The sequence below is a fragment of the Selenomonas ruminantium subsp. lactilytica TAM6421 genome (genome assembly GCF_000284095.1).
GTDB lineage: Bacteria > Bacillota > Negativicutes > Selenomonadales > Selenomonadaceae > Selenomonas_A > Selenomonas_A lactilytica.
The window spans coordinates 1,053,817-1,073,963 of sequence record NC_017068.1 but is presented as its reverse complement, the minus strand read 5'-3'; the positions used below and the strand labels follow the sequence as shown (position 1 = coordinate 1,073,963).

The window sequence follows — 20,147 nt, the reverse complement described above, 5'->3', positions numbered from 1 at the left end:
TTTTCGCCTATCTGCCACTTTAGTAGTATATGGACGAAAAATCAGCGAACCTTATCCGCAGCTGCCGCTAATTCCTGCAGCTCCTCACCGGTGAATTCATACTTCTCATTGCAGAACTGGCAGCAGACTTCTGCTTTGCCATCAGCAACGAGGTTGTCGAGATCTTCTTTGCCTAGGCTGATCAGCACATTGAACAGCATATCCTTGGAACAATGGCATTTGAACGCCAGATCCGTCTCGGACATGTAGTTGATGTCAAAGCCCTGCAGCATCTCAGCGATGATATCCTTGGCCGAATAGCCCTTCTCCACCATATGGGATACGGAATTGACCTTCTGCAGGTTGGCTTCCAGCTTGGAGATGCACTCCTCCGTAGCATCCGGCAATGGCTGGATGAAGAAGCCGCCTGCACCGATGCATTTGAAATCCGGATTCACCAGCACACCGAGGCCAATGCCCGATGGCGTCTGCTCGGACACATAAAGATACTTGGTCAGGTCATCGGCAATCTCGCCATCCGTAATCTCGCAGCTGCCGGTGATGGGATTTTTGAGTCCCGTGAAGCGGGTAACGGACACAGTGCCATTCGTGCCGACACCGCCGCCCACATCAATCTTGCCCTTGTCGTTGAGCGGCAGGTTCACATGAGGATTGCCCACATAGCCGCGAACATAACCTTCCGGCGTGGCATCGGCCGTGACGATGCCAAGCGGACCGCCGCCATTGAACTTGACCGTCAGGGCTTCTTTGTTCTTGAGATTTGCCGCCATCAGCAATGCGCCAGTCATCGTGCGCCCCAGAGCTGCCGCCGCCACCGGATAGCAGTCGTGGCGGGAAATCGCCTCATTTACAAGATTCGTCGTTACAGCCGCATAGATACGTACACCTTCGGCCGTAGCTTTTACTAAATGGTCTTTCATTACATCTTTCCTCTCAACGGTAAAAGCCCTCCCCGGCGGGGAAGGCCCATTTTTACTTCAACGTATAAGTCGCCAGGACTTCATCCGTATCAATATCATAAATCGAAATCGTCCCGTTGTCCAGTACCGCAAAGGTATTGCGGCCATCTTCGCGCTTGGACAGCGCCGCCGAACCCGGGTTCAAAAATACCGTGTTGCCGCGTTTTTCCAGCACCGTGGTATGGATATGACCGCTGATAAAGAGGTCGGCCTTGAGATGTGCCGCCATCTTATCCTTTTCGGCATCCGTCATCACCGCATCGCCATGGGTGACGATGATGCGCAAGCCTTCAGCCACCACATAGGCATAGGGCGCCTCAATGGGCAGCTCGATGCAGCTGGCATCCACGGAGGAATCGCAGTTGCCCTTAGCGATGATTACCGGCACCGGGCAGGCATTGATCTTTTCCACCAGCCCCATGGGATTGTAGTCTGCCTTCATGGGATTGCGGGGGCCATGATAGAGCACGTCCCCGGCATGGAGAATCATGTCCGCATCATGGAACTGCTTGTCAAAAGCCGTCTGCCATGCGCCTTCGTGGCCATGAGTATCGCTGATAATGCCAATTTTCATTTGCTTTCAGCCTCCTAAATAATCTTAGCCGATTTTCTTCAGCAGATTTGCCATTTCCATAGCAGCCATAGCAGCATCCGTACCCTTGTTGCCGGCTTTCGTGCCAGCGCGTTCCACAGCCTGCTCGATGTTTTCCGTGGTCACTACGCCGAAAATCGTCGGCACGCCGGTCTGCATACCTACCTGGGCAACACCCTTGGACACTTCGTTGCAGACATAATCGTAATGGGTCGTGGAACCACGGATAACGGCCCCCAAAGCGATAACGGCATCATACTTGCCGGATTCAGCCATCTTTTTGGCCACCACGGGAATCTCAAAAGCCCCCGGTACCCAGGCCACATCGATATCCTCGTCCTTGGCTTCGTGACGATGCAGGGCATCCAACGCGCCGCCCAGGAGCTTGCTCGTGATGAATTCATTGAAGCGGGCCACGACGATCCCCACCTTCATATCTTTTGCTGTAATAAAACCTTCAATAACATTAGCCATTGTCATTTCCTCCCCAAACGTAAATTATTTCAACGTGTCATCATTCAAGAGATGGCCCATCTTGGTCTTCTTGATGGTCAGATACTTCTTGTCAAATTTATTGGCGTGGATCATCAGCGGCACGCGCTCCGTGATGGTCAGGCCATAACCTTCGAGGCCTGCGCGCTTGGCCGGATTGTTGGTCATCAGGCGGATGCTCGTAAGGCCCAAATCGGAGAGAATCTGCGCACCAATACCGTAATCGCGCAGGTCCGGCGCAAAGCCGAGCTCCACATTGGCCTCCACCGTATCGCGGCCCTTATCCTGCAAAGCATAAGCGCGCATCTTGTTGGCCAGGCCGATGCCGCGGCCTTCCTGACGCATATAGAGCACCACGCCCTCGCCTGCAGCTTCGATTTTCTTGAGTGCCGCCTGCAGCTGATCGCCGCAGTCACAGCGCATGGAACCCAATGCGTCACCGGTCAGGCATTCGGAATGCACGCGTACGAGCACATCCTTCTTGCCGGCTACATCGCCCTTGACAATAGCCAGATGACATTTGCCATCGAGTTTGCTCTCATAGGACTTGATGCGGAAATGACCGTATTTGCTCGGGAAGTCCACATCTGCTACCTGCTTCACAAAGGTTTCCGTGCGCTTGCGATACTCGATCAGGGACTTGACCGTAATCAGATGCAGGTTATGTTCTTTCGCGAACTCAATGAGTTTCGGCGTGCGCATCATATGGCCGTCATCGTCCATGATCTCGCAGCAAAGACCGGCAGGATAGAAACCAGCCAGACGCGCCAAATCCGTCGTGGTTTCCGTATGACCGGCACGGCGCAGCACGCCCCCTTCTACCGAACGCAGCGGGAACACATGGCCCGGACGGCGGAAACTTGCAGCCTTGGCCTTGGGATCCAGCAGCAGCTTGATGGTCTGGCAGCGCTCATAAGCGGAAATGCCCGTCTCCGTATCGTAAGCGTCAATGGACACCGTAAAGGCCGTCTCATGATTGTCCGTATTGTTGACCACCATCTGGCCGATGTTGAGCTCATCGAGGCGCTTGCCGTCAATCGGCGTGCAGATGAGCCCCTTGGCATAGGTGGCCATGAAGTTAATGTCCTCCGGCGTGACGGTAGCGGCGGCTACAATCAGGTCACCTTCATTTTCGCGGTCTTCATCATCCACCACGACTACCATCTTGCCATTCTTTATATCTTCGATTGCTTGTTCAACCGTTGCAAAATCTGCCATATTCAAAATCTCCTTACTTAAAATCCATTTTCCCGGAGGAAGTCCAAAGTCATTGTGCTCTTTGTCGGCGCCTTGCTCCCGCCTAGCATCTTCTCGACATACTTGCCCAGTACATCCGTTTCGATATTGATGGGACTGCCGAGCTTCTTGCTGCCGAGGTTCGTGACCTCCCGGGTATGGGGAATCAGACTGACCGTAAAATCATGATCCGTGACACTTGCCACCGTCAGGCTGATGCCATCAAGCGCCACAGAGCCCTTCTCCACGATATAGCGCAACAGGGCGCTCTCTGCATTGACGGTCATCAGGATTGCATTGCCTTCATCGGCAAATTTGACGATTTCGCCTGTGCCGTCAATATGACCGCTGACAATATGCCCGCCCAAGCGGCTTGCCAATGTCAGGGCCCGTTCCAGATTCACGGGACTGCCCTTCTTGAGCTCGGCCAGCGACGTGCGGCGTACCGTCTCTGGCATCACATCGGCCGTAAAACTTGACCGGTCAAAATGCGTGACCGTCAAGCACACACCGTTGACCGCAATGCTGTCGCCTAAATGCACATCTTCCAGCACCTTCTGACAGTCAATGACAAGGCTGCCGCCGCCAATCCGGGCAACGCGCCCCACTTCTTCGATTATACCGGTAAACAAACGCTCACCGTCCTTTCACATAGCCTGTCAGCAAAATATCTGCGCCTAACTGCTCCACAGTGGTATTATTAAGTTCCACGGCCTCGCTGAGCTGCGCAAAGCCCTCGCCCTCCACAGAGGTCAAGGCCTCCCGCCCGCCGATAATCTTCGGGGCGATAAAGGCGTGCACCTTGCTGACCAGCCCAGCCTGCAGCAGGGCAAAATTCAGCGTGCCGCCGCCTTCGACAAAGACCGAGCAGATTTCCATCTCGCCCAGCTTCTTCATCAGCAACGGCAAATCCACCTGCGGTCCGCTGCCAGCGATCATGATGGCCACGCCCTTGTCCTTCAGCGCCTGCACCCGATCTTTCGGCGCGGCTTCCGTCACGGCGATGATGGTCAGCGCCGCCCCATCATTTACCAGCTTAGCGTCCAAAGGCGTACGTGCCTTACTGTCCACGACAATACGCACAGGATTCTTGCCCGTCCCATTTGGCAGACGCGTGGTCAGGCTTGGATCATCGGCCAGCACAGTGCCAATGCCTACCATAATACCGTCATACAGGTCACGGTACTCATGCACACGCGCACGAGCGGCTTCCCCCGTTATCCACTGGGATTTCCCCGTATGGGTGGCAATCTTGCCGTCCAGGCTCATGGCGGTCTTGAGCACTACAAAGGGCATCTTCTCGCGAATCCAGTGCAGGAACACCTCGTTCAAGGCCATCGCTTCGGCTTCCAGCACACCACAGCGCACTTCAATGCCCGCCTGCTCCAGGATGGCAATGCCCTTGCCTGCCACCTTGGGATTGGGATCGCCCATGGCAATGACACAGCGCTTGATGCCGGCCTTCACCACCGCTTCCGCACAGGGGCCCGTGCGCCCGTAGTGGGAACATGGCTCTAACGTCACATAGAGCGTGGCCCCCTTAGCTAAGTCCCCCGCCATATTCAGCGCATGGATTTCCGCATGGGGCGTGCCGGCCTTGCGATGCCAGCCAGCGCCCACGATGCGCCCCTCTCGGACGATCACCGCCCCAACCAAAGGATTCGGCGAGGTGCGCCCTGTGGCATTGCGGGCTAAATTCAGCGCTACCCGCATAAAATCTTCATCTTGCAAATTCATCACCTCAAATTCAATGGAATCAAGGTTTGTGAATGAGACTTCGATGATAAGAAAACCAAAAAACCACCGCGAATCATCTTCGCGGTGGCTGTCTCTGCATGCAAATCAACATGCCTTTTCTCATCCCGACTATACGGTCGGCTCCGGAATCTCACCGAATCATGCCCCAGAAAACCTAAGGGCTTGCGGGCTATACCGCCGGTGGGGAACTGCCCCCCGCCTCAAAGACAAATCTCTGAGTTTTATGATAGCACAAAAAGAGCAAAAAAGCAAATCACACCAGCTTCTTAGATATGCTTTCCATCAACGCTTAAGCAGCCTTTTTCTCTGCCTTGTCCTGCGGCAGTTTATCATAGGCCTTGATGGCCTGCTCGAAGCGCTGCTGCACATCTTTCAGCCGGTACACGCCGTCTACATTAGTCTTCATGCCTTTGAGCTTCAGCGGGAAGATTTCCGGCGGGTTGTCCAGTGTCAGAGCCGTCCGGTCGCGCAATTGCTCGGGGTTCTGGTATACCAGGCTCATAGCAGCATACTCTTTGCCATCTTTCCCGGCAAATTTTTCAATGACCAGCTTGGAACCAATCGGCGTCTTTTTCTCGATGCTGTTGGGCAGGCTGTATTCTTCCACGTCTAAAGCTGCCAAAACGCTGGCAATGTTGGAATCATGGCCGCAGAGGAAGGTGAACTTACGTCCCGGCTGGGCCAGTTCATTCTGCATTTCCTTGAGCAGCGGATGCGCCACATTGACAGCCACGCTCGGGGCGGTGAACAATACATCACCATAGACATCCTTCACGCTGGCGATCTGCTCCCATTCCTGCTGCGTGAGTTTATGTCCAAAACCGGCCTTCGTAGTATCCGGTTCCTCATAATATTGCAGGATGAAGGCATCGCTGGCAGAGTTGGCCAGCTTCAGAGAACCTTTCATCGCCGGTTCCTTATTGACTTCCAGCATGATCTGCAGGTCGTCATTCTTGAATCTGCTGAAGCCATCCTTCTTCGCCATGGGCGAATCCTTCAGATCCAACGCCTTTTCCAAGGTGCGGTACTCGCCGTTCAGCTTGTCATTGATGCCCTGCAATCCATTTTTCCCGCCCATGGCGCTGATCTCTTTCATGGCCTGGCTGCGGAACGCATCGCTGACGAAGGTCAGCTGCGGATTGAAGACCGGGTCCATCTTGCTTGGTGCATACTTGTGCTCAATCTTTACGTTGGCCACGGGCAGCATGCCACTGGAAAAATACTGCGCCGTTGCAATCGTGCGTTGCATGGAGTTGGCATAGAAGCGCATCTCCCCCTCCTTGGGCAGATAATTTTCCGTCATCAGACCATCCTTGACGAGCCGCTGACGGAAATACTGCCCCATCATGGTTTCCAGCTGGCCGCCCCGCAGGGATAGTTCGCTGGGGCCCGAAGTCCACTTGAACCACGCATGCGGCGTCAGATTCCCCAAAGCTGAGCCATTGCCGGAAAGCGGCGAGCGAATATTATGGCGGCTGAGCACCACCATTTCCTCCAGCTGATACTTGTCCTGAAAATCCGCCGGCCGTTCCGCCTGTACCACACTGGACAACGTCAGCATAGCTAAACAGATTGATGCAGCCATTTTCTTCAAATTCATGGTCAATCCCCCTAATCAATTTTATTTCATCGACAATTCAAATTATAGCGCCTGTAATAATACGAAACAATCCATAATATTGCAAAAATATCTTTGATTTTGAAGCTGTGCGTCTCTTTTATGCTGTTATCCTTGTCAATTATATGGTAAAATAATATTGTAGTTATAAATTTTATGACAGGAGATGTTATTTATGGAAAATCCTATGCTCAGCAAGGTTGAAGACCTGAGCCGCGGCCAGTATATAAGCGAAGCGGCCAGCTATTCCGGCATTGCCTTCAAGGAAATCCTGATGGTCGTCCTGGTTGCTGCTTCGGCATTGGTCACGATTTTCAGCGGCTATGCCACGATGGTTACGACAGCAGTTGCCTGCGTTGGCTGCCTGATCATGACCTTTATCGTAAGCTTCAAACCCTCGACAGCTGGTTTTATCTCACCGCTGTTTGCGATCTTTGAAGGCGCCTCCATTGCGATGCTCTCGCTGATTGCGGAATCCTTCTTGCCCGGTGTGGTCATCCAGGCCGTGCTGCTGACCTTCACGATTGCCATCGCTGCCGCCATGGTATTCAGTCAGGGCTGGATTACGGTGGATGGCAAATTCATCAAAGGCGTAACCATTGCCTTGGGCGGCCTGCTGCTCGCCTATCTGCTGCGCTTCGTGCTGGGTTACTTCTTCAGCATTGACTTCAGCTTCATGAACGGTGGCCTGATTGGCATCGGCATTGACCTCTTGGTCATCGGCATCGCCACCGCCTGCCTGTTCATCGACTACCAGCAGATTCAGGAAGCCGTACGGCAGGGCCTGCCCAAAGAATTCGAATGGTACTGCGCCTTCTCCCTGCTGATTACCCTCGTTTGGCTCTATGTACGCTGCATTGACCTGTTGCTGACCATCAGTAATATGGGCGATGACTGATCCTCCATAAAAAATATGATCCCCTTGCCACGGATTTGTGGCAAGGGGATTTTTTACATGAGTCAGATCATCAGCCAAAGGTCAACAAGCCATCATCCCCCACAGCGCATATATCTGTCTTGGCGGGACTGCTTACGGTAGCATTGCGGTCGATGTAAAAACCATTAGGATTGGTCAGGAAACGCCAATATTCCTGCTCCGTCGGAGATACGGCAATTTTATGCTGGAAGGTGTAAGGCAGCGTACCCACATGCTGCACTTTGTCACGCTGCAGCTTGAAGACAATCGTCTGTCTTGTGCCCTCCGGGGTACGGCCATCAATGTAAAGATAATTCTTTTTATCTTTCATATGGATCAGCACCGGCTGCAGGTCCTTCATGGGAACATCCCAAACCGTTTCCTTGCCGTTCAGTTCCACATAGAGCTTCCGCCTTTGTTCCCGTACGGCAATAACATCACGCCAGCTATTGTCCTTTAAGGACGTTACCAAGGGGTAATCGCTGGGGAATGGCTGGGCATATTCCTGCGGCGTCTGCAGGTAGGCCTCATGGAATAACTGCGGATGTTCCTGATACAGGATTGTAACAGTCAGCAATCCCTCCGCATAAGGCGCAATTTCATAGGGATTGAAATAAAAGGTTATACCCCTGGGGTCCAAGGTCCAATTGAGTTTTCTCTGCAGAGCCATGCTCTTTACCTGTTTTTCCATATCCATAAAATGGGCATGGGGATAATCTTTTTTGAGTTGAGAAACAATCAGCTTCGTCAGCTTGCCTGTGTCTTTCACCACATGAGCCAGTGCCAGTTCCTCTCCATTCAGAGTGTTGAGATTCACGCCCTGCCAGCCATACATGCCATGAGCCCCGGCACCGTCAGTGGCTTCCATTTCCAGATAGCTGACCACATAGTTATCGGCCCGTCGCATCAGAACATCCACGTTCTGGGCAAAAGGATGGTAATAATGAGGAACATCCTGACGAAAATGTCTGGCATCCTCCGTCATAGATTTGCGGTCTTTCTGCACACGATCCCAGTCAGCCTGGGTGCGCCGCTCGATAGCAGCCGCCAGTTCCGGATAGCGGCTGCGTATGTCTTTGTCCACCGCCAGTCCTGCCCAACGCTGATGCAAAAGCTCGTATTCACCGCCTTCATCCTTGCCCATGTCATTTTGCTGACGCACCTGCTTGAAAAAGCCATCGAGGGCCTTGGGCGCAGCTGCGGCCGCCTCGCTTACTGTGGGAACAGCCACGGCCAGCAGGGAAGCACATAACAGGGAACAGATCTTTTTCTTGCCTAACACAATACTCCCTCCTTAGAATAAATGAATTTATTGCACAAAAACCACCCACATCAGCTATTATCCAGCTGACATGGATGGTTTCCCTATCGCACTCTATTTCGTCGCCTATGCGTCTTTCAGTTTATGGCGAACCTTATCCTGATTCAGTTTTGACAGGGTGCCTGCCGTCCCCAGCACGTACATCCCGTTTTTCAGTTTGAGCAAGATTCCCGTCCGGCCATTGTCGGTCTCAATTACGCCCTTCATTTCGGAGTTCTCTGGCAGTGGTCTGTCGCCCCAGAATAACGACTTTGACATGTTTCGCAACTTGCTGATCCTCATACGCTCGGCCTCCTATGTGTAGTTGTAACGTATGCTGAAAACTATTTTCAGCTACCGAATGATTTCTACAGGAAATATTTTTTTCCTGCCGAAATCATGACTTTATTTTACCTCCCCAAACTGAAATCTAACTGAATTTTAGATTAGAATTATCTTAATTTTCCAAAGCCTTACGCAGTGCCATCTGCATACAAGATAGATCCGGTTCGCAGCCTGTCCAGAGCTGCAGCGCCGCCGCTCCCTGGCCGGCCAGCATTTCCTCGCCATTGATGATGACATGACCATGTTCCCGGGCCTGCCGCAGGAAAAGTGTTTCGGCAGGAGTATAGATGATATCATAGACCACGGCTGACGGATTGACTTTCGACCAGTCAACAGGCGGGCAGGCATCCACCTTGGGCGTCATCCCCAGCGGTGTCGTATTGACCAGCAAAGCACAATCGGCCAAAACCTGCGTGAATTCTTCCGACTCCCAATGGCAGACCGTAACCTTGCCATACCGGGAAAATTCTGCGGCCAACGATTCTGCCTTGGCCGGATTGCGCACGCCCAGCACTACTTCCTGGGCTTCCGCTTTGATAAGGCCCCAGATAACCGCTCTGGCAGCACCGCCAGCACCGAGCAGCACGACCTTTTTTCCCTTTATTGCTGCCTGCCGCTTGGTCAGGGCTCCCATAAAGCCTAGACAATCTGTATTGAAGCCTTTGAGCTTGCCATTATCATTAACCACGGTATTGACCGCCCCAATGATCCGGGCATCTTCATCAATTTCATCCAGTAATGGCATAATCGCTGTCTTATGGGGAATGGTCACATTCCAGCCACGATAATGCAACGCTTTGAGTCCTGTCACGGCTTCAGCCAGTTTTTCCGGCGCTACCGGCAAGGCCGTGTAGTTATAGTCAATCCCGGCCTTTTCAATGGCCGCATTCTGCAATACAGGCGACAGGGAATGAGCTATGGGCCAGCCAATTACCCCTAAATTTTGCGTTTTCCCGGTAATCATCAGGCATGTTCCTCTCTGGTCTTGGACAGCAGCTCCATCTTGAGTTCATAATAATCCGGCGTCATATCCAGATAATGACGATGCGGATTTTCAAAGCGCTGCTCCTCTTCCCAAATCTCGCCATCTAGCTGCTTCTTCACATAGTCGCGGATTTCATCGAGATTAGGCAGTTCCTCCACACGCTTGCCCTGACGTACATAGAGCTTGCGCAGATTCTTGAGCGTGCAGTTCTCAAAGGTACGGTTCTTCCAGGGTTTCTGCGGATCCACATAACGGAAAGGCTGGCTCATATCGATGGGTTCGCCGCAAACTGCCATCATATCGGCCACCGCCTTACCATCAGCATCATAGACGCGATAGAGATCCTTCAGGCCCGGATTGGTGATTTTCTCCACATTTTCCGATACCTTGATGCGCGGAGCAAAATCGCCATCTTCACCTACAGCCGCCAATTTGTAAACGGCACCGAACACCGGCTCGGACTTGGCGGTAATCAGGCGCTCACCGATGCCAAAGCTGTCAATGCAAGCCCCCTGACTCAAAAGCGATGCCACCGTGAACTCATCCAGGCTGTTGGAAACCACGATCATGCAGTCTTCAAGGCCAGCGGCATCCAGCATCTTGCGCACTTTCTTGGAAAGATAGGCAAGATCACCGGAGTCAATGCGGATACCCTTGAGGCGCTTGCCCATGGGTTCCAGGATTTCATGAGCCACACGGATAGCATTGGGGATGCCGGAATGAATGACATCATAGGTATCCACCAGCAGTACCGTAGCATCCGGATAAGTTTCCGCATAGGTCTTGAAGGCCTTGAACTCGTCGCCATAGAACATTACCCAGCTATGGGCCATGGTACCGGAAATGGGAATGTTGAACATCTGGCCCGCAGACACCGTAGCCGTGCCCACTACACCGCCGATATAAGCAGCACGGGCGCCATAAGTGGCGGCATCCATATTGTGAGCGCGGCGGGCACCGAAGTCCGACACCGCCCGGCCATTGGCGGCCTTGACAATACGGCGGGCCTTGGTGGCAATCAGGGACTGATGGTTGATCTGCGCCAGGATAGCTGTTTCTACCAGCTGAGCATCAATCAAGGGTGCTACCACCGTAATGCAGGGTTCATTTGGATACATGATTGTACCTTCGGGCATAGCGTAGATATCCCCGCTGAAATGGAAGTTTTCCAGATAGTTCAGGAACTCTTCCGAGAAGATATGCTGCTGGCGGAAGTATTCCACGTCTTCCTTGGAAAACTCCATATTCTCCACATATTCAATTACCTGCTCCAAACCGGCAAAAATGGCAAAACCGCCTTTGTCCGGATTAGCCCGGTAGAATACGTCAAACGCTACCTGCACATCTTTATCATGATCCTGGAAATAACCATTGGCCATGGTCATTTCGTAGAAATCCATCATCATGGTTATATTGCGTTTATCAAACTGTGTCAAAACGACACCCCTCCCCTATGCGGCACCGCCGCTCTTAAAAAACATATACCTCGTTATTATATCATTTTAGTAAATAGTATGCAAAGAAAAAGGCTTACCGACCTTACGTCAGCAAGCCTTTAACTTAACTGGCAACGCCCTATCCTCCCAGTCCGTCTCCAGACAAGTACTTTCGGCGTATGAGTGCTTAACTACTGTGTTCGGTATGGGAACAGGTGGATCCACTCAGCTATCGTCACCAGATATTCAGTTGAGTATGTACTACTCAAAACTATACAGAAGAAATTTCAATGTCGAACATTCTAGTCTTTTGAAAGATAAGCCCTCGATTTATTAGTATTGGTCCGCTGCATGCCTTACGGCACTTCCACTCCCAACCTATCTACCTTGTCTTCTTCAAGGAATCTTACTGGATTACTCCATGAGATACTTCATCTCGGGACAGGCTTCACGCTTAGATGCTTTCAGCGTTTATCCCTTCCGGACGCAGCTACCCAGCTATGCTTCTGGCGAAACAACTGGTACACCGGCGGTCCGTCCACTCCGGTCCTCTCGTACTAGGAGCAGCTTCCCTCATGTATCTTACGCCCGCGATGGATATGGACCGAACTGTCTCACGACGTTCTGAACCCAGCTCACGTACCACTTTAATGGGCGAACAGCCCAACCCTTGGGACCTGCTTCAGCCCCAGGATGTGATGAGCCGACATCGAGGTGCCAAACCTCCCCGTCGATATGGACTCTTGGGAGAGATTAGCCTGTTATCCCCAGGGTAGCTTTTATCCGTTGAGCGATGGCAATTCCACTCTCATTCCACCGGATCACTAAGCCCTACTTTCGTACCTGCTCGACGTGTCTGTCTCGCAGTCAAGCTCCCTTCTGCCTTTATACTCTTCGCGCGATTTCTGTCCGCGCTGAGGGAACCTTTGGACGCCTCCGTTACTCTTTCGGAGGCGACCGCCCCAGTCAAACTGTCCGCCTGCCACTGTCCCCGAAGTCGTTAGTTTCAGGGTTAGATTCCTAACACGCAAAGGCTGGTATCCCAACATTGACTCCCTACAATCTGGCGACTGTAGTTCTCCGTCTCCCAGCTATCCTGTACGTTACATGCCAAAAATCAATGACAGGCTGCAGTAAAGCTCCATGGGGTCTTTCTGTCCAGTCGCGGGTAACCTGCATCTTCACAGGTATTTCAATTTCACCGGGTCCCTCGTTGAGACAGTGCCCAAGTCGTTACACCTTTCGTGCGGGTCGGAACTTACCCGACAAGGAATTTCGCTACCTTAGGACCGTTATAGTTACGGCCGCCGTTTACTGGGGCTTCAATTCCGAGCTTCACCTTGCGGCTGACCCGTCCTCTTAACCTTCCAGCACCGGGCAGGTGTCAGCACCTATACGTCAGATTTCTCTTTAGCAGGCACCTGTGTTTGTGGTAAACAGTCGCTTGGGCTTCTCTTCTGTCGCCGGCTCCAGCTCCATCAGTAAATGACTTCACCAGCTCCGGCCATCCTTCTCCCGAAGTTACGGATGCATTTTGCCGAGTTCCTTAACGAGGGTTTTCCCGCGCACCTTAGGATTCTCTCCCCGCCTACCTGTGTCGGTTTTGGTACGGGTACATGTCGTCTCGTTAGAAGCTTTTCTTGGCAGTGTAGTACGTCTGAATTTGATGCATCCCGAAGGATTTATCTATCTATCGGTTCTCAGCCTTACAGTGTGGGGATTTGCCTCCACACCAGCCTACCGCCTTCGACTGGCATTTCCATTCGCCAGCTCAGACTCCTTGCTGCGTCACTCCATCCTCAAACAACTCCATGCAGTACAGGAATTTTCGCCTGTTGTCCATCGCCTACGCTTGCTGCCTCGGCTTAGGTCCCGACTTACCCTGGGACGACGAGCGTTGCCCAGGATCCCTTAGGCTTTCGGTGGGCCAGATTCTCACTGGCCGTTTCGCTACTCATACCGGCATTCTCACTTCCATGCGCTCCAGCTGTCCTTCCGGTCAACCTTCAACGCCCATGGAACGCTCCCCTACCCATGGAGGCATCATCTACAGAATTTCTGAGTCCATCTGCTTGTCTATGCTTCCAGCTGCTTCGTCATCGTCGCTCGCCATAGCCACCGCTATGACTCGTTCCTCTTCCTTGCATCTGTAACCATATCCTGCGCAGCTGACCTCTCAGCCACTCTGTAGATGATACCTCGCATGCCGCGACTTCGGTTCTGTACTTGAGCCCCGGATATTTTCGGCGCAGGGCCTCTCGACCAGTGAGCTATTACGCACTCTTTAAATGGTGGCTGCTTCTGAGCCAACATCCTGGTTGTTTAGGAAGTCCTACATCCTTTTCCACTTAGTACAGCATTGGGGACCTTAGTCGGCGGTCTGGGCTGTTTCCCTCTTGAATACGGGTCTTATCACTCGCATTCTGACTCCCAGGTTCTTCTCATAAAGCCATTCGTAGTTTGACTGGAGTTGGTATCCATTACAGACCCGCGTCCGATCAGTGCTCTACCGTCTTTATGTGTTGCCTGAGGCTAGCCCTAAAGCTATTTCGGGGAGAACCAGCTATCTCCACGTTCGATTGGCATTTCACCCCTATGCACAGCTCATCCCAAAGTTTTTCAACACTCACGGGTTCGGTCCTCCACTCATTTTTACCTGAGCTTCAACCTGGCCATGCATAGATCACTGTGGTTTCGGGTCTAATCCATGTAACTTTCGCCCTGTTCAGACTCGCTTTCGCTTCGGCTCCGTGTCTTCCACTTAACCTCGCTACATAAATTAACTCGCCGGTTCATTCTTCAATAGGCACGCCGTCGCTCATATAAAGAGCTTCGACTGCTTGTAGACATACGGTTTCAGGTTCTATTTCACTCCCCTCCCGGGGTTCTTTTCACCTTTCCCTCACGGTACTATGCGCTATCGGTCGTTCCGTAGTATTTTGCCTTGGATGGTGGTCCACCCTGCTTCCCACAAGGTTTCACGTGTCTCGTGGTACTCTGGATACCGGCCCATTGGACAACTTTTCGCTTACGGGGGTTTCACCTTCTGTGCCGCTCCTTCCCAGAAGCTTCAGCTAAATTGTCTTCCTTTTATGCCGGTCCTCAACCCCGGGTGTCCGAAGACTCCCGGTTTGGGCTCTTCCCTGTTCGCTCGCCGCTACTGAGGGAATCTCTTTTGATTACTTTTCCTCCGGTTACTTAGATGTTTCAGTTCACCGGGTGTGCCTCCTAGAATCTAGGTGATACGACATGACTCGTACCGGGTTGCCCCATTCGGACATCCATGACTCACAGCCTACTTGCGGCTCCTCATGGCTTTTCGCAGCTTATCGCGTCCTTCATCGGCTCGGAACGCCTAGGCATCCACCATATGCCCTTGGTAGCTTAACTTTCGTTTGCTTTTAAGGTATCACATATTGTGATGTCTATGCTTTAGAATCCTAAAATGTTCGTTCAACCTTCTGTTTACACTGTCGTGTAGACCATTGGTTAAAATTGATACATTTTGATTTCTTCTGTGTAGTTTTCAGTGTACATATTAGAGAGATTATTCTCTCAAAACTAGACAATGCAAATTCCAGATGCTCCGACCTAAGATTTTGTAATCCTTAGAAAGGAGGTGATCCAGCCGCACCTTCCGATACGGCTACCTTGTTACGACTTCACCCCAGTCATCGCCCCCACCTTAGACGGCTGCATCCTTGCGGTTTGCCCACCGGCTTCGGGTGTGAATGACTTCCGTGGTGTGACGGGCGGTGTGTACAAGGCCCGGGAACGTATTCACCGCTGTATGCTGACCAGCGATTACTAGCGATTCCGACTTCATGCAGGCGGGTTGCAGCCTGCAATCCGAACTGGGAGATGGTTTATGGGGTTCGCTTGCCCTCGCGGGTTCGCTGCTCTCTGTCCATCCCATTGTAGTACGTGTGTAGCCCAGGACATAAGGGGCATGATGACTTGACGTCATCCCCGCCTTCCTCCGCGTTGTCCGCGGCAGTCTCATTTGAGTTCCCACCTTGACGTGCTGGCAACAAATGATAGGGGTTGCGCTCGTTGCGGGACTTAACCCAACATCTCACGACACGAGCTGACGACAGCCATGCACCACCTGTTTTCGTGTCTCCGAAGAGAGGGATCTATCTCTAGATCTTTCACTCAATGTCAAGCCCTGGTAAGGTTCTTCGCGTTGCGTCGAATTAAACCACATACTCCACCGCTTGTGCGGGCCCCCGTCAATTCCTTTGAGTTTCAGTCTTGCGACCGTACTCCCCAGGCGGAATGCTTATTGCGTTAACTCCGGCACAGAAGGGGTCGATACCTCCTACACCTAGCATTCATCGTTTACGGCGTGGACTACCAGGGTATCTAATCCTGTTCGCTCCCCACGCTTTCGAGCCTCAGCGTCAGTTACAGTCCAGAAAGCCGCCTTCGCCACTGGTGTTCCTCCTAATATCTACGCATTTCACCGCTACACTAGGAATTCCGCTTTCCTCTCCTGCACTCAAGAAAGACAGTTTCAATCCCATCACGGGGTTGAGCCCCGCACTTTTAAGACTGACTTGCCTTCCCGCCTGCGCTCCCTTTACGCCCAATAATTCCGGACAACGCTCGCCACCTACGTATTACCGCGGCTGCTGGCACGTAGTTAGCCGTGGCTTCCTCGACGGGTACCGTCATTGCGAAAAACTATTCGCATTTCGCACATTCGTCCCCGTCAACAGAGCTTTACGAGCCGAAACCCTTCTTCACTCACGCGGCGTTGCTCCGTCAGGCTTTCGCCCATTGCGGAAGATTCCCCACTGCTGCCTCCCGTAGGAGTCTGGACCGTGTCTCAGTTCCAATGTGGCCGTTCATCCTCTCAGACCGGCTACTGATCGTCGCCTTGGTAGGCCGTTACCCCACCAACTAGCTAATCAGACGCAGACCCATCGCAAAGCGATAGCTTACAAGTAGAGGCCATCTTTAATCAGTCTCCCATGCGGGAATCTGACAACATTCGGTATTAGCAGTCCTTTCGGACTGTTGTCCCCATCTTTGCGGCAGGTTGTCTACGCGTTACTCACCCGTTTGCCACTCGGCATCTTTTCAACACTCAATACTCGACTCTTAGTTAAGCACTTTATAAAAGTGAAATTGCGACTTCGTCGCAATGACGCTCGAAGTGACTTTATCAAGTACTCAGTGTTGAAAATCTGCCTCGTTCGACTTGCATGTGTTAAGCACGCCGCCAGCGTTCGTCCTGAGCCAGGATCAAACTCTCCATAAAATATGAAGAACTTAATCAAGCTCTAATTATCTATAAAAGAAATTGCCGATTGCTATGTTGTTCATACCAATCGATGTTTTGTTAAGAAGTAAAAACTTCTTCAAACATCTGGCTTAATCATGTTGCATGATTATTTTGCATTGTTTAGTTTTCAAAGAACAATCTTGCGAAGCGCTTCTTTCGAAGTGCCTGTCGCTTCAAGCGACTTATTTATCATATCGTATCCGGTTTGACTTGTCAAGAACTTTTTTAATTTTTCTTTTTTGTCTTAATTCGAAAGCAATCTGTTACAACCCCTTGCCAGTCAAGGCTTGCTGAACTGTATTTTTGCTCTCGCTCCCGGCGACTTGTACTATATTACACGACTTCGACCACTCTGTCAACACCTTTTTTGCAAAAAATTACCGCAAGCTATAAATCAGCTTGCGGGCATTCTTTATTCTACATTGATTCCGGCGCGCTCATAATATTCCGCCAGGACTTCTTCCGTTCTTTGTCCTGTCCGCTCACCGATCTCATCAGCCATCAGTTCGCAGGCATAACTCAGATTAGCGAATAGATTGATAATGCTCTGATACTTATTTACCTCTGCGTAGCTGCTCTCCAGCATCTTCATCTTTTCCAGCTGCTGCAGTGCCTCCCGCACCGGCCGTTTCACATCATGCATAGATTTGCCCTCCTCCTTTGTCATCTTCACTGACTATATTCTTGATTTTCTGCTCAAAACCTGCTGCCTGATACAATTTTTTCTTGCCAAATTAAAGGATTCATAGGGTTAATCACGAATATTCCCACTAAGAATTTATAGTTGGCATTATGTTAGGAGGGATTTATATGGAGGCTTTGCTTTTGTCGCGATGGCAATTTGCCATTACGACGATCTATCACTTTCTCTTTGTGCCGCTGACACTGGGGCTGACCATCTGGGTGGCTCTGTTGGAGACCTGCTATGTGCGGACGCAGCGGCCTCACTGGAAGGAACCATGCCGTCAGCTTGTGAAGTTCTTTGGCACACTCTTTCTGATCAACTTCAGTCTGGGCGTCGTCACCGGTATCGTGCAGGAATTCCACTTCGGCATGAACTGGTCTGAGTATTCACGCTTTATGGGGGATATCTTCGGCGCACCTCTGGCCCTTGAGGCACTCACAGCCTTCTTCCTGGAATCCACCTTCCTGGGCATCTGGATGTTTGGCTGGGATAAACTGTCCCCCAAAGCCCATTGCCTCTGTGCCTGGCTTATTGCCATCGGCAGCAATCTGTCCGCCTTCTGGATCCTCGTGGCCAACTCCTTCATGCAGCATCCCGTGGGCTATGTGGTACAGAATGGCCGGGCCGAGATGAATGACTTTTTCGCCCTCGTCACCAATCCCTATGTGGTAGGTGAGTACTCCCATGCCCTGTTCTCCGGCATTTCCACCGCCGGCATGCTGATTCTGGCCGTATCTGCCTGGAAATATATCCATGACAAGGCCTCGCAGGAAGTTTTCCGTCAGGTTCTGCTGGCCGGTGCCATCTATATGGGCATCGGCGTGCTGGGCGTTATGGGCAGCGGCCATATGCACACCCAATACTTAGCCACCGCCAATCCCATGAAGCTGGCTTCCATGGAAGCCCTTTGGGAAAATGAGAATCCGGCGCCCTTTGCCGTCATGGCAGTCATCGATCAGGACAATCATAAAAATGCCTGTGAGATCAAGATTCCGGCACTCTTCTCCCTGATGCTCTACAACAGCCCCGAGGGCGAAGTCAAAGGCATCAACACCGTAAATGCAGAAATGGTGGCCAAATACGGCAACGGAGATTACCGCCCCGATGTCTGCGGACTCTTCTGGAGCTTCCGCCTGATGGTTGGCTGCGGCGGTGCCATGTTGGCACTGGCAGCCCTTGTGTTCACTCTTATCAAAATGAACATGCGGGAATTGCTGTCCGTGGTCTTGAAATATGTTCCTCTGGCCCTTCCCCTGCCCTTCCTGGCCAATACCGCCGGCTGGTTCATCGCCGAAGGCGGCCGCCAGCCCTGGATCGTGGTAGGTTTGCAAAAGACCGCCGATGCTGTTTCACCGAATCTGACCGTTCTGGAGGTCTTCCTGACCATGGTTGGCTTCACTCTGCTCTACTTAGTCCTGATTATCGCCGCCCTCTATGTGGCGGTACGCTTTATCCGGAAAACTTCCATTCCCGTGGACACCTCTGAAGGGAGGGACGCATAATGGATTACCAGGTTATTTGGTTTATACTGATTGCCGTGCTCTTCACGGGGTTCTTCTTCCTGGAAGGCTTCGACTATGGCGTAGGTATGCTCTTTCCTTTCGTCAGCAAACGCCCGGAAGACCGCAGTCTGATCCTGCGCACCATCGGCCCCGTCTGGGACGGCAATGAAGTCTGGATGATCACCGCCGGCGGCGCTCTCTTTGCCGCCTTCCCCCATGTCTACGCCACCATGTTCAGCACCTTCTACCTGGCCCTGTTCCTGATGCTGGTGGCCCTGATCCTGCGAGGCGTGGCCTTTGAGCTGCGCACCAAGGAGAAATGCCCCTGCTGGCAGAAAACGTGGGATGCTGCCATCTTTATCGGCAGTATCGTTCCTGCTTTCCTCTGGGGCGTGGCTGTGACGGATCTGGCCGCAGGCCTGCCGATTGCCCACAATATGATCTATCAGGGCAACTTCCTGAATCTTTTGAGTCTCTATTCCATTCTCGGCGGCATTGTCTTTGTGCTGGTCTTCGCCTATCACGGTGCCTCCTTCCTGCAGCTGCGGCTGGTGGATAAAGGCCTGCTCTCCAGGATTCAGGGGTTGGGCAAATGCGCCGGCGGTTCAGCAGTCATCGCCTATGTGCTCTATCTGCTGCTCACCATGGAAAATACGGACCTGCTGGCCCGTCCCTGCTCGCTGGCTCTATTCCTGGCCACAGCTGTATTCTTCCTGCTGAGCCTCTGTCTCTTTGCCAAAAAGCCCGGCAAAAACAGCTTTATCCTGGGAGCGCTGGCCATTGCCAGCGTGACTTTCGGCTTCTTTGCCGGCATGTTCCCCCGGCTCATGGTATCGAGCCTCAACCCGGACTGGAGCCTGACCATCACCAACGCTTCTTCTACTGAGTACACCCTGTCCATCATGACGGTGGCCGCCTTCATCCTGGTACCCATCGTCCTCTGTTACCAGATCTGGACTTACTACATTTTCCGCAAACGCTTAACAGCGGATGATCCCGCCCATTATTGATTACGTTCAAGACATAGAAAGGC

The 20,147-nt window shown here is 52.2% G+C and carries 15 protein-coding genes, 3 rRNA genes and 1 riboswitch; of the genes, 3 read left to right on the top strand and 15 right to left on the bottom strand.

The genetic code is table 11. The features are described 5' to 3' along the window. Positions 1-41: 41 nt before the first annotated feature. From hslO to SELR_RS05080, 7 genes are all read right to left on the bottom strand, one after another. Positions 42-920 (bottom strand): Hsp33 family molecular chaperone HslO, encoded by an 879-nt coding sequence (gene hslO / locus SELR_RS05110; RefSeq protein WP_014424135.1) that lies wholly within the window; start codon positions 918-920, stop codon positions 42-44. A 52-nt stretch (positions 921-972) separates the two neighbouring features. Then, positions 973-1,533, bottom strand: coding sequence for a phosphodiesterase (yfcE, locus tag SELR_RS05105; RefSeq protein ID WP_014424134.1), 561 nt, complete (start codon positions 1,531-1,533; stop codon positions 973-975). A 24-nt stretch (positions 1,534-1,557) separates the two neighbouring features. Then, complete coding sequence (ribH, locus tag SELR_RS05100) at positions 1,558-2,025, bottom strand: 6,7-dimethyl-8-ribityllumazine synthase (protein ID WP_014424133.1); 468 nt, start codon at positions 2,023-2,025, stop codon at positions 1,558-1,560. A gap of 24 nt (positions 2,026-2,049) precedes the next feature. Beyond that, positions 2,050-3,261 (bottom strand): bifunctional 3,4-dihydroxy-2-butanone-4-phosphate synthase/GTP cyclohydrolase II, encoded by a 1,212-nt coding sequence (locus SELR_RS05095; protein ID WP_014424132.1) that lies wholly within the window; start codon positions 3,259-3,261, stop codon positions 2,050-2,052. 17 nt (positions 3,262-3,278) lie between these two features. Next, positions 3,279-3,911 (bottom strand): riboflavin synthase, encoded by a 633-nt coding sequence (locus SELR_RS05090; RefSeq protein WP_014424131.1) that lies wholly within the window; start codon positions 3,909-3,911, stop codon positions 3,279-3,281. A gap of 4 nt (positions 3,912-3,915) precedes the next feature. Beyond that, complete coding sequence (gene ribD / locus SELR_RS05085) at positions 3,916-5,016, bottom strand: bifunctional diaminohydroxyphosphoribosylaminopyrimidine deaminase/5-amino-6-(5-phosphoribosylamino)uracil reductase RibD (RefSeq protein ID WP_041914274.1); 1,101 nt, start codon at positions 5,014-5,016, stop codon at positions 3,916-3,918. 108 nt (positions 5,017-5,124) lie between these two features. Continuing rightward, a riboswitch (FMN riboswitch) is annotated at positions 5,125-5,249 on the bottom strand. Between the two features lie 77 nt (positions 5,250-5,326). Further along, positions 5,327-6,637 (bottom strand): histidine-type phosphatase, encoded by a 1,311-nt coding sequence (locus SELR_RS05080; protein WP_197537165.1) that lies wholly within the window; start codon positions 6,635-6,637, stop codon positions 5,327-5,329. Between the two features lie 193 nt (positions 6,638-6,830). Here SELR_RS05080 and SELR_RS05075 point away from each other — a divergent pair, with 193 nt between their 5' ends. Continuing rightward, entirely contained in the window at positions 6,831-7,553 is a 723-nt protein-coding gene (locus tag SELR_RS05075) for a Bax inhibitor-1/YccA family protein (protein ID WP_014424128.1), read from the top strand. 70 nt (positions 7,554-7,623) lie between these two features. On the opposite strand, the gene SELR_RS05070 is transcribed toward SELR_RS05075, so the two are convergent. From SELR_RS05070 to SELR_RS05035, 8 genes are all read right to left on the bottom strand, one after another. Beyond that, entirely contained in the window at positions 7,624-8,853 is a 1,230-nt protein-coding gene (locus SELR_RS05070) for an RsiV family protein (protein ID WP_014424127.1), read from the bottom strand. A 105-nt stretch (positions 8,854-8,958) separates the two neighbouring features. Then, positions 8,959-9,174 carry a hypothetical protein gene (locus SELR_RS05065; RefSeq protein ID WP_014424126.1) on the bottom strand — a complete coding sequence of 72 codons (216 nt, stop codon included), beginning with the start codon at positions 9,172-9,174 and terminating at the stop codon, positions 8,959-8,961. A gap of 154 nt (positions 9,175-9,328) precedes the next feature. Next, the gene (locus SELR_RS05060; protein ID WP_014424125.1) at positions 9,329-10,180 is read right to left on the bottom strand and encodes a shikimate dehydrogenase; all 852 of its coding nucleotides are present in this window, start codon (positions 10,178-10,180) and stop codon (positions 9,329-9,331) included. Continuing rightward, entirely contained in the window at positions 10,180-11,637 is a 1,458-nt protein-coding gene (locus tag SELR_RS05055; RefSeq protein ID WP_014424124.1) for a nicotinate phosphoribosyltransferase, read from the bottom strand. Before SELR_RS05055 ends, SELR_RS05060 begins: the two co-directional genes overlap by 1 nt. Before the next feature lie 126 nt (positions 11,638-11,763). After that, positions 11,764-11,880: ribosomal RNA gene (gene rrf, locus SELR_RS05050) — 5S ribosomal RNA — on the bottom strand. A 70-nt stretch (positions 11,881-11,950) separates the two neighbouring features. Continuing rightward, positions 11,951-15,027, bottom strand: a 23S ribosomal RNA gene (locus tag SELR_RS05045). A 222-nt stretch (positions 15,028-15,249) separates the two neighbouring features. Then, a 16S ribosomal RNA gene (locus SELR_RS05040) occupies positions 15,250-16,903 on the bottom strand. The 16S, 23S and 5S rRNA genes sit together here, the layout of an rRNA operon. A gap of 436 nt (positions 16,904-17,339) precedes the next feature. Then, on the bottom strand, positions 17,340-17,570 hold the full coding sequence (locus tag SELR_RS05035) for a hypothetical protein (protein WP_014424123.1): 231 nt from the start codon (positions 17,568-17,570) through the stop codon (positions 17,340-17,342). A gap of 167 nt (positions 17,571-17,737) precedes the next feature. Here SELR_RS05035 and SELR_RS05030 point away from each other — a divergent pair, with 167 nt between their 5' ends. Both SELR_RS05030 and cydB read left to right on the top strand, forming a co-directional pair. Continuing rightward, the gene (locus SELR_RS05030; protein WP_014424122.1) at positions 17,738-19,114 is read left to right on the top strand and encodes a cytochrome ubiquinol oxidase subunit I; all 1,377 of its coding nucleotides are present in this window, start codon (positions 17,738-17,740) and stop codon (positions 19,112-19,114) included. After that, entirely contained in the window at positions 19,114-20,124 is a 1,011-nt protein-coding gene (cydB, locus tag SELR_RS05025) for a cytochrome d ubiquinol oxidase subunit II (protein WP_014424121.1), read from the top strand. The genes SELR_RS05030 and cydB overlap by 1 nt, the downstream gene beginning before the upstream one ends. Positions 20,125-20,147 lie beyond the last annotated feature (23 nt).